We start from the raw sequence: 15795 nt of genomic DNA on the forward strand, positions 1-15795 counted from the left end.
TGTGGCACAGGATTATACCGTTGAGCAACTCAACTACGGCCGTAAAGTCTATGACTTTATGCGCTGGGACTATCTGGCTTTCGGCATCTCGATTGTGGTGCTGATCGCCTCGATCGCCATTATGTCGGTGCGCGGCTTTAACTGGGGACTGGATTTCACCGGCGGTACGGTGATTGAAATCAACCTGGAGCAGCCGGCGAACCTTGACCTGATGCGCGATACGCTGGAAAAGGCCGGGTTCCAGGACCCGGTTATCCAGAACTTCGGCAGCAGCCGCGATGTGATGGTGCGCATGCCGCCGGTTACCGGCAATGCGGGCCAGGAGCTGGGCAACAAAGTGATCGGCGTGATCAACGAATCGGTGGATAAGAATGCGACCGTGAAGCGCATCGAGTTCGTCGGCCCGAGTGTGGGCAGCGAACTGGCGCAGACCGGCGGCATGGCGCTGCTGGTGGCGCTGATCTCGATTCTGATCTACGTCGGCTTCCGCTTTGAGTGGCGCCTGGCGGCCGGCGCGGTGATCGCGCTGGCGCACGACGTGGTGATCACCCTCGGCATACTGTCGTTGTTCCATATCGAGATTGACCTGACCATCATCGCTTCCCTGATGTCGGTTATCGGTTACTCGCTGAACGACAGCATCGTGGTTTCCGACCGTATTCGTGAGAATTTCCGCAAGATCCGCCGCGGTACGCCTTACGAAATCGTCAACGTGTCGCTGACCCAGACGCTGAGCCGTACGCTGATGACCTCGGGCACCACGCTGGTGGTGGTGCTGATGCTGTACATCTTCGGCGGCGCGATGCTGCACGGCTTCTCGCTGGCGATGCTGATCGGTGTCTCCATCGGTACCATTTCCTCTATCTACGTCGCCTCTGCGCTGGCGTTGAAACTGGGGATGAAACGCGAGCACATGCTGCAGCAGAAAGTGGAGAAAGAGGGCGCCGACCAGCCTTCTATCCTGCCGTAATCTGCTGTACGTTCAGCGGAATAAAAGAGCGCCGATTGGCGCTCTTTTTTATGCGTGTCCGTGGGCGGGGCCGCGCCGGGTCAGCGGCTTGCGGCGGCGAGCGGCTCAACGCTATGCAGGCGGACATAGCCCAGCTGTTCCGGAGTCACGTCGCTAAAGCGCAGCTCGAAACTTTGCGCCGTTCTCGGCAGCAGCGAGTCGTTGTTTTGAATGGGTTGGGACAGAGCGTCGGCGTTTTGCAGCTGGCCGTTGTCATCCAACCGTCCCCACTCCACCATCGCCTTAAACGCGGGCAGCGTTTCGCCGGACAGCGCGCGGATATGCAGCACCGCCTGCGAGCCGTTGGCTTCACTTTTTACCCGATCCAGCGTGACGCTGAGTTCGCCAACGGTGCTCTGCAGGCGGGCCGGCGTGTTGGCGGCGGGCAGCAGATAGACACCGCTGGTCGATCCCTGATTCAGCTGTTTCTGGCGTTCCAGCGCGGTGGCCTGTTCGGTCAGCGTGGTGACTTTTTGGCTCAGCTCACCGACCTGGGTGCGCAGGTTCGGCACCTCGCGGTTTTGCGCGCAGCCGGCGAGCAGAATCAGGGCGGTAAGCAGGCAGACTTTAGGATAACTGATTGTCATGGCGGCTATTCCCTCTTCAATGGCTCCTGTTATCAGCGTAGTCGGAATACGGCGGAAAGTCATGTTTACCACCGGGCAGAGGCGGCGGATGAAGCACGTTTTGCCCGTACGTGGCAACAAATGCCCGGCGCCCTTTGTTATGGCGAAAGTTCGGGGTAAACTGTGGCCCATTATGAGAACGCTTATCAGGACGTGTTATGCATTGCCCTTTTTGCGCTGCTGTTGATACCAAAGTGATAGATTCCCGTCTGGTCGGCGATGGATCGCAGGTGCGCCGTCGTCGCCAGTGCCTGGTTTGCAACGAACGTTTTACCACCTTTGAAGTGGCCGAGCTGGTCATGCCACGGGTGATTAAAAGCGATGAAGTCCGCGAGCCCTTCAATGAAGACAAGCTGCGTCGCGGCATGCTGAAGGCGTTGGAAAAACGCCCGGTCAGCTCCGATGACGTCGAAAATTCCATCAACCATATCAAATCCCAGCTGCGCGCCACCGGCGAGCGTGAAGTGCCGACCAAAATGGTGGGCAATCTGGTGATGGACGCGCTGAAAAAGCTCGACAAGGTCGCGTATATCCGCTTTGCCTCGGTATACCGCAGCTTTGAAGATATCCGCGAGTTCGGCGAAGAGATCGCCAAACTGCAAGACTGACAGGATTGCTGATGCCTAACGATCAACTGTATATGGCGCGCGCGTTTGAGCTGGCGCGCCTGGGCCGTTTTACCACGGCGCCGAACCCCAACGTCGGTTGTGTGATCGTACGCGATGGCAAGATCGTCGGTGAAGGCTACCATTTACGTGCGGGTGAACCGCATGCGGAAGTGCATGCGCTGCGCATGGCGGGCGAGCTGGCGCGCGGTGCGACCGCCTACGTCACGCTGGAGCCCTGCAGCCACCACGGTCGTACGCCGCCGTGCGCCGATGCGTTGATCAACGCCGGCGTCAGCCGCGTGGTTGCGGCGATGCAGGATCCGAATCCGCAGGTGGCGGGGCGCGGCCTGTACCGTCTGCAGCAGGCGGGCATCGAGGTCAGCCATGGCCTGATGCTGGCGGAGGCCGAAGCGGTTAACCGCGGTTTTCTCAAGCGGATGCGCACCGGTTTTCCCTATGTGCAGCTGAAGCTGGGGGCGTCGCTCGACGGACGCACCGCGATGGCATCGGGCGAAAGCCAGTGGATTACTTCGCCGCAGGCGCGCCGCGACGTGCAGCGTCTGCGGGCGGAAAGCGCGGCGATCCTCAGCAGCAGCGCCACCGTACTGGCGGACGACCCGTCGCTGACCGTGCGCTGGGATGAGTTGGACGCCGACACGCAGCGTTTCTACCCGCGTGAACACTTGCGCCAGCCGTTGCGCATTATTCTCGATAGTCAAAACCGCGTCACGCCGCAGCACCGGGTGGTGCAGCAGCCGGGCGAAACCTGGCTGGCGCGGCTGCAGCCGGACCAGCAGGCGTGGCCGGCGGGCGTGGAGCAGCTGGCGCTGCCGGCGCACGGCGGCGGTATCGATCTGGTGGTGATGATGATGCAGCTGGCCAAGCGCCAGGTGAATTCAATCTGGGTCGAGGCTGGCGCACAGCTGTCCGGCGCGTTGCTGCAGGCCGGGCTGGTGGATGAGCTGATTTTCTACGTGGCGCCGAAGCTGCTCGGCGATAGCGCCCGCGGGCTGTGCCAACTGCCGGGTCTGGAACGGCTGGCGGAGGCGCCGGAGTTCGTCTTCAGCGAGGTGCGGCAGGTGGGGCCCGATTTGCGGCTGCGCCTGACGGCGAAACAGTGGTAGCCTGACGGCTTTGCAAAAAGCGCCGCGCAGGCGGTCAAAGAATATGATAGAATCCGCCCCCCTGCGGGGTATTGAACCCATTTTTAAGGAAAGTCCATGAAAGTTATCGAAGGTGTTGTTGCTACTCCTAATGCTCGTGTGGCGATCGCAATTGCACGTTTTAACAATTTCATCAACGACAGCCTGCTGGAAGGCGCCATCGACGCGCTGAAACGTATTGGCCAGGTTGCAGACGACAATATCACCGTTGTCTGGGTGCCGGGCGCTTACGAGCTGCCGCTGACCGCAAAAGTGCTGGCCAACACCGGCAAATACGATGCCATTATCGCACTGGGCACCGTGATCCGCGGGGGCACCGCACACTTTGAATATGTGGCGGGCGAAGCCAGCTCCGGCGTGGGCAGCGTGGCGCTGAGCAGCGAGATCCCAGTGACTTTCGGCGTATTGACTACCGAAAGCATCGAACAGGCGATCGAGCGTGCCGGCACCAAAGCGGGCAACAAAGGCGCAGAAGCTGCCCTGACCGCACTTGAAATGATTAATGTTATTAAAGCTGTTAAAGCCTGAATTTAGTTAAGGGGAATTCCGTGAAACCTGCTGCTCGTCGCCGCGCTCGTGAGTGCGCTGTTCAAGCGCTTTACTCTTGGCAGTTGTCTAAAAATGACGTTGCCGATGTTGAATTACAGTTCCTGACGGAGCAGGACGTCAAAGACGTTGACGTCGCCTATTTTCGCGAGCTGCTGTCCGGCGTGGCGATGAATGCGGGTACGCTGGACGCCCTGATGACGCCTTACCTGTCCCGCCAGCTGGAAGATCTGGGCCAGGTGGAAAAAGCCATTCTGCGCGTGGCGCTGTTTGAGCTGAAAATGCGTGAAGATGTCCCTTACAAAGTGGCGATTAACGAAGCGATCGAACTGGCGAAAGTGTTCGGCGCCGAAGATAGTCACAAATTTGTGAACGGCGTGCTGGATAAAGCGGCGCCTCATATCCGCAAGAAAAAATAAATGATGTGGCCGCTCTGCGGCCCATTTTATTTCGGCGTTTGTTCAACACTGTCGTTGCACGTTAGGGCTCACTTCACGCCCGTAAAAATCATTTGCTAACCACGGGCTGCAGGCCATGGCCGCTGGGCATATTGCCGCGGACCGGCTTGTCAGCACAGCGATTCTTTATTGGAATATTTACCATGGCATGCGGCGAATTTGACCTTATTGCCCGCTATTTTGACCGGTTCAAGAGTTTACGCCGGGACGTACAGTTGGGCATTGGAGATGACTGCGCACTCCTGACAGTGGCAGAAAAACAGCTTTTAGCCATCAGCACCGATACCCTGGTTGCCGGGGTTCACTTCCTGCCGGATATCGATCCGGGCGATCTCGGCTACAAAGCCCTGGCGGTAAATTTGAGCGATCTGGCCGCCATGGGCGCGGATCCGGCCTGGCTGTCGCTGGCCCTGACGCTGCCGGAGGTGGATGAAACCTGGCTGAAGGCCTTCAGCGATGCGCTGTTTGAGCAGCTGAATTACTACGGCATGCAGCTGATCGGCGGCGATACCACGCGCGGGCCGCTCAGCATGACCCTGACTATCAACGGCCTGGTGCCGGCAGGGCGGGCTTTACGCCGCGGCGGCGCGCGCATCGGCGACTGGATTTACGTCACCGGCACGCTGGGCGACAGCGCGGCCGGGCTGGCGTTGCTGCAACAGCGCCTGACGGTGGACGATGCGGCGGCGCGCGATTATCTGCTGGCCCGTCATCTGCGTCCGCAGCCGCGGGTGCTGCAGGGGCAGGCGCTGCGCGATCTGGCCAGCGCAGCGATCGATATTTCCGATGGTTTAATCTCTGATTTACAGCATTTGTTAACCGCCAGCCAGTGCGGCGCGCGTATCGATCTGGACGAGCTGCCGCTGTCGCAGGCGTTAACCGCGTCTACCGACGGCGAGCAGGCGCTGCGCTGGGCGCTCACCGGCGGTGAAGATTACGAGCTGTGCTTTACGGTGCCGGAGATTAACCGCGGCGCGCTGGACGTGGCGCTGAGCCATTTGGGCGCCGACTACACCTGCATCGGTCAGATTGGCCCGGAAGCGGAAGGCGTCAAATTCTTCCGTGACCATGAAGCGGTGGAGCTGCCTTGGCGGGGCTTCGACCATTTCAGCAGCAAATAGGGAAATCCGCGTGGATGAAGCAAAACGCCGGTTGCGCATGAGCAACCCCTGGCACCTGTTGGCGACCGGCTTCGGCAGCGGGCTGTCGCCGGTGGTGCCGGGCACCATGGGATCGCTGGCGGCGATTCCGTTCTGGCTGCTGCTGATACAGCTGCCGTGGCAGCTATATTCGCTGATTGTGATGTTCAGTATCTGTATCGGCGTCTATCTGTGCCACCAGACGGCGAAGGACATGCGCGTACACGACCATGGCAGCATCGTCTGGGATGAGTTTGTCGGTATGTGGATCACGCTGATGGCGTTGCCGGTCAATGACTGGCGCTGGGTCGCTATCGGCTTCGTGCTGTTCCGCATTCTGGATATGTGGAAGCCCTGGCCGATCCGTTGGTTTGATCGCAATGTGCACGGCGGCATGGGTATCATGATTGATGATATCGTCGCCGGTGTGATCGCCGCGGGGATGGTCTACCTGCTCGGCCACCACTGGCCGGTCGGCCTGTTCTGAGATAAAAAAAGGGCGCCTTGCGGCGCCCTGAGGTTGATGACAAAGTAGTCTGGGAGCCCGAGATACTCGGGCCTAGCGTAACGAGGGGCGCTCCGGCGGCTAACGCCGCTACGACCCCATCGCCACGCTCTCCCTAATAACAGGCTTGTCAGCAGTCTAAGGGCGCCTTGCGGCGCCCTGGTTCGTTATTCAGCCAGCCAGCTTTCTATCTGGCGCTGAATACCGGCGGCGTCGAGGCCGAGATCGCTGCGGATCTCCTCCTGGCTGCCCTGCGGCACAAAGCTGTCCGGCAGGCCGAGGTTCAATACCGGCACCAGACGGCGTTTCGCCATCAGCAGTTCGTTCACTCCGCTGCCGGCGCCGCCCATAATGGCGTTTTCTTCCAGCGTGACCAGCAGCTCATGGCTGGCGGCCATCTCCAGTACCAGCTCTTCATCCAGCGGCTTCACGAAGCGCATATCGACCAGCGTGGCGTTTAACGCCTCGGCGGCCTGCTGCGCTTCCGGCATCAGGGTGCCGAAGTTGAGAATGGCGACCTTTTCCCCTTCACGACGCACGATGCCTTTACCGATCGGCAGCGAGGCCAGCGGTTCCTGGGCGGCGCCGGTACCGCTGCCGCGCGGATAGCGCACCGCGCTCGGGCCGTCCTGATAGTGGTAGCCGGTGTACAGCATCTGGCGGCACTCGTTCTCATCGCTTGGCGTCATGATCACCATATTGGGGATACAGCGCAGGAAGGAGAGATCGAACGCGCCCTGGTGCGTCTGGCCGTCGGCGCCGACGATGCCACCGCGGTCGATGGCGAACAGCACCGGCAGTTTCTGGATCGCCACGTCGTGGATCACCTGGTCGTAGGCGCGCTGCAGGAAGGTGGAGTAGATGGCCACCACCGGCTTGTAACCGCCGATCGCCAGGCCGGCGGCAAAGGTCACCGCGTGCTGTTCGGCGATGGCGACGTCAAAATATTGCTGTGGATAGTCACGAGAGAACTGCACCATGCCGGAGCCTTCGCGCATCGCCGGGGTTACCGCCATCAGCTTGTCGTCTTGGGCGGCGGTTTCGCACAGCCATTCGCCGAAGATTTTGGAATAGGTCGGCAGGCCGCCGGCGCTTTTCGGCAGCGTGCCGCTGGCCGGATCGAATTTCGGCACCGCGTGGAAGCTGATCGGGTCTTTTTCCGCCGGGGCATAGCCGCGCCCCTTTTTGGTCATGATATGCAGCAGCTGCGGCCCTTTCAGGTCGCGCATGTTCTTCAGCGTTGTGGCCAGCGCCTGCACGTCGTGCCCGTCGACCGGGCCGATATAGTTGAAGCCCAGCTCTTCGAACAGCGTACCTGGTACCACCATCCCTTTGAGATGTTCTTCGGTGCGTTTGACCAGCTCTTTGATGGGCGGCAGGCCGGACAGCACCTTCTTGCCGCCTTCGCGCAGCGTGGAGTAGAGCTTGCCGGACAGCAGCTGTGCCAGATGGTTATTCAGCGCGCCGACGTTCTCGGAAATCGACATTTCGTTGTCGTTCAGGATCACCAGCATGTCCGGATCGATATCGCCGGCGTGGTTCATGGCTTCAAACGCCATGCCGGCGGTGATGGCGCCGTCGCCAATCACGCAGACGGTGCGGCGTCCTTTGCCTTCGCGCTCTGCCGCCACCGCCATGCCGAGGCCGGCGCTGATGGACGTGGAGGAGTGGCCGACGGACAAGACGTCGTATTCACTCTCATCGCGCCACGGGAAAGGGTGCAGGCCATTTTTTTGCCGAATGGTCGAAATGCGATCGCGGCGTCCGGTCAGAATCTTATGCGGGTAGGCCTGGTGGCCGACGTCCCACACCAGGTGGTCGAACGGCGTGTGGTATACATAGTGCAATGCCACCGTCAGTTCGACGGTACCCAGCCCGGAAGCAAAGTGGCCGCTTGAACGGCTGACGCTGTCCAGCAGATATTGCCGCAGCTCATCACACAGCTTCGGCAGGCTTTCTTTTGGCAGCGAGCGGAGTTCCTCGGGGGTTTCCGCCAGCGCCAACGTCGGGTATTTGGCTATATCAAGACTCATTTGATACTCATATCAGAGGTATGCCAGTGCGCAATGACCACGGCGTCGGGGCCGCGGCGGCGTCACATGGCGATAACGTCACACGTTAATTGTCGCGTTCAATAATAAAGCTGGCCAACGCGCGCAATGACGCGGTGTTGTATGATTGCGCCGTCAGCGTATCCAGAGCGCTCAAGGCTTCCTGATACAGATCCCAGGCTTTGGCTTTGGCATTGTCCAGGCCCAGCAGCGCGGGATAGGTGCTTTTTCCGTGTTGCTGATCGGCACCTTGGCGTTTTCCTATTTTGGCAGTTTCGCCGATGACGTCGAGAATGTCATCCTGAACCTGAAACGCCAGGCCGATGGCCTCGGCATAGCGATCCAGCTCGTGCAGCGCCGCGTGCCCCGTTTCGCCCGCCGCCAGCGCGCCCAGACGCACGGCTGAGCGGATCAGCGCGCCGGTTTTGTGGCGATGAATTTGCTCCAGTTCTTCCAGATTAATCTGACGCTCCTCTGCAGCCAAATCCAAAGCCTGACCGCCGCACATGCCGGCCACGCCGCTGGCGGTCGCCAGTTCCGATACCATCGCCAGGCGGTCGCGCACCGCGACGTCCGGCATCTCGGCGTCGGCCAGAATAGAGAAGGCCAGCGTCTGCAGCGCATCGCCGGCCAGAATGGCGTTGGCTTCGCCGAATTTGATGTGGCAGGTTGGCTGGCCGCGACGCAGATCGTCGTCGTCCATCGCCGGCAGATCGTCATGAATCAGGGAATAGGCGTGGATGCATTCCACCGCCGCCGCCGGCGCATCCAGGTTGCCCGGCGGTACGCCGAACATTTCGCCGGTGGCGTACACCAGGAACGGACGCAGGCGTTTGCCGCCCAGCAGGGCGCCGTAGCGCATGGCTTCCACCAGCTGGCCGTCGTTAAACGGCAGCGGGGCGATAAAGTCCAGCAGTGCGCGATCGGCACGCTGACGATAGCTCTGTAGCTGGCTGTTGAAGTCAGACATCAATCATTACTCGGCGTTCGGGGTAAAAGGCGTGAGGGCGGCATCGTCGTCGTTGCCGTCGTTGCCGTCGTTCAGCAGAATTTGTACGCGCTGTTCCGCCTGCTGCAGTTTTTGCTGCCCCTGACGTGCCAGCTGTACGCCGCGCTCAAATTCGCTGAGCGCCTCTTCCAGCGGCAGTTCGCCCGCTTCCAGGCGTGTCACAATACTTTCCAGTTCGGTCAGGGAGTGTTCAAAACTAACGTTTTGCTCTGTACTGTCTGATTGTGCGGGTTTTTTCGGCATAATTTTCTTGTTACGTCATCAGGTGAACCGAGGGGCCAGAGCCTATCCTAGCGGATCTTGATTAGCAAATCATGGCGTGCTCGTGTGGTTTTGTGCGCAGAGCTTCATCAGAAAGTGATATACTGCGCCCCGTTAATTTTATCTGACCATAAAGACCGCCATGAAGTTTATCATTAAATTGTTCCCGGAAATCACCATCAAGAGTCAATCTGTGCGCTTGCGCTTCATAAAGATTCTTACCACCAACATTCGTAATGTCCTGAAGCAGTATGATGAAAACCTGGCGGTGGTCCGGCACTGGGACTTTATTGAAGTCCGCGCCAAAGATGAGAACCAGCGGCCGGCGATTGCCGACGCGCTGACGCGCATTCCCGGCATCCACCATATTCTGGAAGTGGAAGACCGCGCCTACACCGATATCCACCATATCTTCGAGCAGACGCTGGAAGCCTATCGCGAGCGGCTGGAAGGCAAGACCTTCTGCGTGCGTGTGAAGCGCCGCGGCAAGCAGGAATTCAGCTCGCAGGACGTGGAACGCTACGTCGGCGGCGGCCTGAACCAGCATATCGAGAGCGCGCGGGTTAAACTGAACCATCCGCAGGTGACCGTCAATCTTGAGATTGAAGACGACAAGCTGATGATGGTGAAAGCGCGTCGTGAAGGCATCGGCGGCTACCCGATCGGCACTCAGGAAGACGTCATGTCGCTGATTTCCGGCGGTTTTGACTCCGGCGTTTCCAGCTATATGCTGATGCGTCGCGGTTGCCGGGTGCATTACTGCTTCTTCAACCTGGGCGGCGCCGCGCATGAGATCGGCGTTAAACAGGTGGCGCATTACCTGTGGAACCGCTTCGGCAGCTCACACAAGGTGCGCTTCGTGGCGATCGACTTTGAGCCGGTGGTGGGCGAAATTCTGGAAAAAGTCGACGACGGCCAAATGGGCGTGGTGCTCAAGCGCATGATGGTGCGCGCCGCCTCCAAAGTGGCAGAGCGCTACGGCGTACAGGCGCTGGTGACCGGCGAAGCGCTGGGACAGGTATCCAGCCAGACCCTGACCAACCTGCGCCTGATCGACAACGCCTCAGACACCCTGATCCTGCGTCCGCTGATCTCTCACGATAAAGAGCATATCATCAACGTGGCGCGCCAGATCGGCACCGAAGATTTCGCCAAAACCATGCCGGAATATTGCGGCGTGATCTCCAAAAGCCCGACGGTAAAAGCGGTGAAGGCGAAGATCGAGGAAGAAGAGGGCAACTTCGATTTCGAGATCCTCGAGCGGGTGGTGCGCGAAGCGCGCAACGTCGATATTCGCACCATCGCCAGCGAAACCCAGGAGCAGGTCACGGAAGTAGAAACCGTGGCGGCGTTTAATGCCGACCAGGTGATTCTGGATATCCGCTCCGTAGACGAGCAGGACGAAAAGCCGCTGCAGCTGGAGCAGGTAGAGGTGAAAGCGCTGCCGTTCTACAAGCTGGGCACCCAGTTCGGCGATCTGGATCAGAGCAAAACCTACCTGCTGTACTGCGAGCGCGGCGTGATGAGCCGTCTGCAGGCGCTGTATCTGCTGGAGCAGGGCTTCAGCAACGTGAAGGTTTATCGCCCCTAATCCCCTTCATCTTTCGCGCCTCAGCGTTGTTGGCTGCCGGCGCGCATCACGGCCACTGACCTGATGACAGCTAAGTCTCAGTTAGTGGCCGCATGAATAAACGCTTAGTCGCTGAAATCGTACATGCCCGGAATCAGCACCAGCTGCGCTGCAACCTCCGCCGCCTTGGCTTTCCCGAGCAGCAGATCGATCAGCTTCAGGCTGAACTCCATGGCGGTTCCCGGCCCCTGGCTGGTCAGCAGATTGACGCGGGCGTCATACACCACCCGGCGCTCCATCCATTTCTCCTGCGGAATATGCTGTTTCAGGCCGGGGAAGCCGGTCATATTGCCGACCGGGAACAGATCGTGGTGCTGCAGCACCAGCGCCGGCGCGGCGCAGATAGCGGCGACGATTTTCCCCTGCAGATGCATCTGCCGCACTTTCTCTACCAGCAGCGGGCTGTCGCGGAAGCATTCGGCGCCCTGCAGGCCGCCGGGCAGCACGATGGCGTCAAACGGTTCATCGACGATTTCAACCAGCGCCGCGTCCGCCAGCAGCTTAACGCCGCGGGAGCAGACGATGGTCAGGCTGCCGTCGCCGGCCACGCTGGCGGTCGTGACCTTAATCCCGGCGCGCACCAGCAGATCGATGGCGGTGACCGCCTCGGTCTCTTCACTTCCAGGCGCCAGGCAGACCAACACCGATACGTTCATACTCATTTTCCTTTCGCTTTACCAAATCAAACAGCCGGGCATTTTCCGGCAGCGTCATGCCGTGGCTGCGGGCGCGCCGCAGCAGATAACCGGTAATATAGTCGATCTCGGTGTGCCGCTGGGCGTGAATATCCTGCAGCATGGAGGAGATGTTATCTGCGGTGGTTTCTATCACCTGCATCACATATTGCTGCAGCCCGTCGCAGGTGGTGTGGTGGCCCTCTACGGCCATCACGGCGGCTACTTCGCTGCAGATCAGCGCGATCTGTTCTGGATAACGGCGCAGATCGCCGTTGCGGCAGTCATACAGCGCGGTCAGCGGGTTGACCACACAGTTGACCGCCAGCTTGCGCCACAGCGCGGCGGTAATCGTGTTGTGCCAGGCGACGTCCGGTAATGCCTGGTGCAGAACTTCCGCCAGATGGCTGAGCGACGCCGCCGCCGGTGAGGTCGGGCCGATATGGGTGGTGCCGTCGGCGACGTGGATAATGCTATGGCCGTCGTGGCGCGCGGCGTGGGTGGTGGTGCCCTGCAGCATCGGCTGCTCGTTGGCTGGCAGTTCATCCTGGGTGCCCATGCCGTTGTGCAGCAGCAAAATGGCGCACGATGGGTTGAGCTTTGGCAGCAGGGCCGCCACTGCATCGGAGACTTGCCAGGCCTTGAGCGTCACCAGCAGCAGTTCGCTGCTGCGCAGATGCTCGGCGTCGTTGCTGGGCAGGCTCTGGCTGAAGCGGGAGCCGTCGGTTTCAATCACGTCGACGGCGCAAAACGGCTGAGGTACGCGTAACCATCCTTGTACATCATGGCCCTGCTGATACAGCCGGGAGAGCCACAGCTGCCCGAGAGCGCCGCAACCAAGAACAGTTATTTTCATCCATCCTCCTTGGGGGGAACGGGGCTTTGCCGTTATCCGTTATCGTGTTGCCGGGGAGCAGGTCAATACGCCGAGCGTTGAGCGCCATCGGCGAACCGCTGACCTGACACTATAAATTGTAGACTTTCCTGTGTGTGGACGTTTGCGTTGCCGTGACATCGGGATTTTGCCTTAACCGGCAAAGCGGGTATCATGCACGCCATCGAAATCGCCTGATAGTTTGGGCTCTCATTCAGGAGGAAGAAGTATGCCATCTTTCGACATTGTTTCCGAAATAGATATGCAGGAAGTGCGCAACGCCGTTGAGAACGCCTCGCGCGATCTGGGCACCCGCTGGGATTTTCGCAACGTGCCGGCCAGCTTTGAGCTGAACGAAAAAAATGAAACCATCAAGGTTGCCAGCGAATCCGATTTTCAGGTTCAGCAGCTGCTTGATATCCTGCGTGAAAAACTGGCCAAGCGCGGCATTGACGGCGCGGCGCTGGAGATCCCGGAAGAGTTCGAGCACAGCGGTAAAACCTACAGCGTTGACGCCAGGCTGAAGCAGGGGATTGAAACCCAGCTGGCGAAGAAGATCGTCAAGCTGATTAAAGACAGCAAGCTGAAGGTGCAGGCGCAGATTCAGGGTGACGAAGTGCGCGTAACCGGGAAATCCCGTGACGATCTGCAAAGCGTGATGGCGCTGGTGCGCGGTGGTAACCTGGGGCAGCCGTTCCAGTTTAAAAACTTCCGCGACTGATTGTTGTGATGTGAATAATAACGCCGGGCTTGCCCGGCGTTATGGTTTATAGCGTATTGACCAGCGTTTCCAGCTGCCCGCGATTGGTCTGTTTGGTATCGACCTTCACATAGGCGCTGCGCTCTTCCGGCACGACGATGGCTTCCGTCACGCCGGGCTGGGCCTGCAGTCGGCTTGCCAGCGAGGTGTCTTTGGCCGCCAGCTCCGACAGTGTGATGCGCAGGCTGCTGACGTACGGCGGCTCCTGCATGGTGCTGCTGATGATAAACCAGCCGGCGGCAATCACCGCGCCGGCGATAAACACCAGCCCGGCGCCGTGCAGGCCGTAGAGCCAGCCGCCGAGGCTGCCGCCGATGGCGACGCCGATAAACTGGCTGGTGGAGTACACGCCCATCGCGGTGCCTTTATAGCCGGCCGGCGACTCTTTACTGATCAGCGAAGGCAGAATCGCCTCCATCACGTTAAACGCCATAAAGAACAGCTGTACGCCGGCGATAATGCCCCACAGATGCTGGCCGGAAATCAGCAGAACCAGCTCGGCGGCGAACAGCACCGCCACGCAGCCCATAAACACCTGCTTCATGCGCCGTTTCTTCTCGGCGTAAATGATAAATGGCACCACCGACACGAACGACACCAGCATGGTCACCAGATAGACGATCCAGTGGCTGCTGGCCGCCAGGCCGGCTTTCTCCATCGCCAGCGGCAGGGCGACGAAGCTCGACATCAGCAGAATATGCAGGCACATAATGCCGAGATTGAGCTTCAGCAGGCGCGGGTTGCTCAGCACTTTGCTGAAGCTGCCGCGTACCATGCTGGACTCGCGGTTGAGCACGTGGCGGTCGGCCGAAGGCACCACCAGTAAGGTAATCGCGATGCCGCACAGCGCCAGGGCGGCGATCATCCAGAACAGCGCATGCAGCCCCAGCGCGTGGGTAATCACCGGCCCCAGCACCATGGCGATGGCGAAGGTGATGCCAAAGCTGATGCCGATAAACGCCATCGCCTTGGTGCGGTTCTGCTCGCGGGTCAGATCGGACAGCAGCGCCATCACCGCCGCGGCGATAGCGCCGGAGCCCTGCAGCGCGCGGCCGAGGATAATGCCCCAGATGGAGTCGCTGAGCGCGGCGATCGCGCTGCCGAGGGCAAACACCAGCAGTCCGCCGACGATCAGCGGCTTACGGCCGATGCGGTCGGAGATCAGGCCAAACGGAATCTGGAATACCGCCTGCGCCAGGCCGTAAATGCCGATGGCAATGCCGATCAGCGTTTCGCTGGCGCCGTTCAGCGCCATGCCGTAGGTGGTCAGCACCGGCAGCACCATAAACATGCCGAGCATGCGCAGTGAGAATACCGTGCCCAGACCCCAGGTCGCCCGGCGTTCCAGCGGGGTCATCGTATTATCGTTCATGCAAACTTCGAACCTCAGTAAAAACTATCCCGTCAGGTTCTGGCCGTCAGAGCCTGCTGGGATAACTTTTGGGGTGCGGCTATTTTAGTGTGAAGGGCAGGGGAGGGTAAACGTAATGTTATTTAGCAGATATTACAGCATTTCCCGGCTGCAGAAGCGTGAAAATAAAATGGGCCGCATCAGCGGCCCATTGACGGATAGCGAGTTACCAGACGTAAGTTAACAACGTTTCCGGCGACGCCGAGGCGCTAAAATCGATCGACATCATTACGCTGAGTGAGGTGATGGCAACAATCGAGAACACAAACAGTTTGCGCGCCCAGATGCTGTCATTCTCGGTTTTATAACCGCGTAACGCCATGCCGAGCCACCATACGCTGACTGCGGCCGCCACCACCAGGTATTTGTACCCGGCGTAGCCGCTCAGGGTCAGCATCAGCGTGGCGATCATAAACGCCAGGATGTAGACCGTAATGTGGTTCTTGGCGACGGAGATGCCTTTGACTACCGGCAGCACCGGAATATTGGCGGCCTGATAGTCTTTGAAGCGGAAGATGGCAATCGCATAGGAGTGCGGCATCTGCCACAGGCTGAAGATAGCCAGCAGGATCAACGCGCCCATATCGAACTCGTTGGTCACCGCGCAGTAGCCGATAACCGGCGGCGCGGCGCCTGACAGGCTGCCGATCAGCGTGCCATAAACAGAATGGCGCTTCATATACAGGCTATAAACGCCGACATAAACCACGAAGCCCATCACCGCCAGCCACATGGCCAGCGGGTTGGCGGCGGTATACAGCAAGGCAAAGCCAGCAATACCCAGCGCGGTAGCATAAACCAGGGTGACATTCGGCGCGATCAGGCCTTTAACCAGCACCCGGTTCTTCGTTCTCTCCATTTTCTTGTCGATGTCACGGTCAATGTAGTTGTTAAACACACAGCCCGAGGCGACAACCAACGAGACACCCACCAGGGTGGCGAGAAACAGGGGATAGTCGATGCTTCCTTTGGAAGCCAACAGGAATCCCCCAACGACAGAAATTAAATTACCGAAAATAATTCCTGGTTTAGTTACTTGCAGGTATTGCTTCATCATTACTTACGGCTCGG

At 59.6% G+C, this 15795-nt stretch carries 17 protein-coding genes; 9 read left to right on the forward strand and 8 right to left on the reverse strand.

Annotation, left to right across the window (positions count from 1 at the left end; all coding sequences use genetic code 11):
* Position 1: 1 nt before the first annotated feature.
* Complete coding sequence (gene secF / locus D781_RS04700; RefSeq protein ID WP_015671166.1) at positions 2-970, forward strand: protein translocase subunit SecF; 969 nt, start codon at positions 2-4, stop codon at positions 968-970.
* An 80-nt stretch (positions 971-1050) separates the two neighbouring features.
* On the opposite strand, the gene D781_RS04705 is transcribed toward secF, so the two are convergent.
* Positions 1051-1596 (reverse strand): DUF3251 domain-containing protein, encoded by a 546-nt coding sequence (locus D781_RS04705; protein ID WP_015671167.1) that lies wholly within the window; start codon positions 1594-1596, stop codon positions 1051-1053.
* Positions 1597-1793: 197 nt separating this feature from the next.
* On the opposite strand from D781_RS04705, the gene nrdR reads away from it, so the two are divergent.
* From nrdR to pgpA, 6 genes are all read left to right on the forward strand, one after another.
* Positions 1794-2243, forward strand: coding sequence for a transcriptional regulator NrdR (gene nrdR, locus D781_RS04710; protein WP_015671168.1), 450 nt, complete (start codon positions 1794-1796; stop codon positions 2241-2243).
* Positions 2244-2254: 11 nt separating this feature from the next.
* Positions 2255-3367, forward strand: coding sequence for a bifunctional diaminohydroxyphosphoribosylaminopyrimidine deaminase/5-amino-6-(5-phosphoribosylamino)uracil reductase RibD (gene ribD / locus D781_RS04715; protein WP_015671169.1), 1113 nt, complete (start codon positions 2255-2257; stop codon positions 3365-3367).
* Between the two features lie 96 nt (positions 3368-3463).
* Entirely contained in the window at positions 3464-3934 is a 471-nt protein-coding gene (gene ribE / locus D781_RS04720; protein ID WP_015671170.1) for a 6,7-dimethyl-8-ribityllumazine synthase, read from the forward strand.
* A 20-nt stretch (positions 3935-3954) separates the two neighbouring features.
* Complete coding sequence (gene nusB, locus D781_RS04725) at positions 3955-4371, forward strand: transcription antitermination factor NusB (protein WP_015671171.1); 417 nt, start codon at positions 3955-3957, stop codon at positions 4369-4371.
* A gap of 182 nt (positions 4372-4553) precedes the next feature.
* Complete coding sequence (gene thiL, locus D781_RS04730) at positions 4554-5531, forward strand: thiamine-phosphate kinase (protein ID WP_015671172.1); 978 nt, start codon at positions 4554-4556, stop codon at positions 5529-5531.
* Positions 5479-6036 carry a phosphatidylglycerophosphatase A gene (gene pgpA, locus D781_RS04735; RefSeq protein WP_161805778.1) on the forward strand — a complete coding sequence of 186 codons (558 nt, stop codon included), beginning with the start codon at positions 5479-5481 and terminating at the stop codon, positions 6034-6036. The genes thiL and pgpA overlap by 53 nt, the downstream gene beginning before the upstream one ends.
* Positions 6037-6221: 185 nt before the next feature.
* Here pgpA and dxs read toward each other — a convergent pair whose 3' ends face one another.
* From dxs to xseB, 3 genes are all read right to left on the reverse strand, one after another.
* Entirely contained in the window at positions 6222-8087 is a 1866-nt protein-coding gene (gene dxs, locus D781_RS04740) for a 1-deoxy-D-xylulose-5-phosphate synthase (RefSeq protein ID WP_015671174.1), read from the reverse strand.
* 85 nt (positions 8088-8172) lie between these two features.
* Positions 8173-9075, reverse strand: coding sequence for a (2E,6E)-farnesyl diphosphate synthase (gene ispA, locus D781_RS04745; RefSeq protein ID WP_015671175.1), 903 nt, complete (start codon positions 9073-9075; stop codon positions 8173-8175).
* A gap of 6 nt (positions 9076-9081) precedes the next feature.
* Positions 9082-9357, reverse strand: a complete 276-nt coding sequence (gene xseB / locus D781_RS04750) for an exodeoxyribonuclease VII small subunit (protein ID WP_015671176.1) — start codon at positions 9355-9357, stop codon at positions 9082-9084.
* Positions 9358-9517: 160 nt separating this feature from the next.
* Between xseB and thiI the strand changes: the two genes are divergently transcribed.
* Positions 9518-10966: a tRNA uracil 4-sulfurtransferase ThiI gene (gene thiI, locus D781_RS04755; RefSeq protein ID WP_015671177.1), complete on the forward strand. Its 1449-nt coding sequence runs from the start codon at positions 9518-9520 to the stop codon at positions 10964-10966.
* Positions 10967-11070: 104 nt separating this feature from the next.
* On the opposite strand, the gene yajL is transcribed toward thiI, so the two are convergent.
* Both yajL and panE read right to left on the reverse strand, forming a co-directional pair.
* Positions 11071-11661 (reverse strand): protein deglycase YajL, encoded by a 591-nt coding sequence (gene yajL, locus D781_RS04760; RefSeq protein ID WP_015671178.1) that lies wholly within the window; start codon positions 11659-11661, stop codon positions 11071-11073.
* Positions 11621-12535, reverse strand: coding sequence for a 2-dehydropantoate 2-reductase (gene panE, locus D781_RS04765; RefSeq protein WP_015671179.1), 915 nt, complete (start codon positions 12533-12535; stop codon positions 11621-11623). Before panE ends, yajL begins: the two co-directional genes overlap by 41 nt.
* A 247-nt stretch (positions 12536-12782) precedes the next feature.
* Between panE and D781_RS04770 the strand changes: the two genes are divergently transcribed.
* Positions 12783-13274 carry a YajQ family cyclic di-GMP-binding protein gene (locus D781_RS04770; RefSeq protein ID WP_015671180.1) on the forward strand — a complete coding sequence of 164 codons (492 nt, stop codon included), beginning with the start codon at positions 12783-12785 and terminating at the stop codon, positions 13272-13274.
* Between the two features lie 46 nt (positions 13275-13320).
* Here the strand turns inward: D781_RS04770 and D781_RS04775 are convergent, their stop codons facing one another.
* Both D781_RS04775 and cyoE read right to left on the reverse strand, forming a co-directional pair.
* Positions 13321-14685, reverse strand: coding sequence for an MFS transporter (locus tag D781_RS04775; protein ID WP_015671181.1), 1365 nt, complete (start codon positions 14683-14685; stop codon positions 13321-13323).
* Positions 14686-14890: 205 nt separating this feature from the next.
* Positions 14891-15781: a heme o synthase gene (gene cyoE, locus D781_RS04780; protein ID WP_015671183.1), complete on the reverse strand. Its 891-nt coding sequence runs from the start codon at positions 15779-15781 to the stop codon at positions 14891-14893.
* Between the last annotated feature and the right edge of the window lie 14 nt (positions 15782-15795).

The organism is Serratia sp. FGI94, assembly GCF_000330865.1.
Classification (GTDB): Bacteria; Pseudomonadota; Gammaproteobacteria; order Enterobacterales; family Enterobacteriaceae; genus Serratia_B; species Serratia_B rubidaea.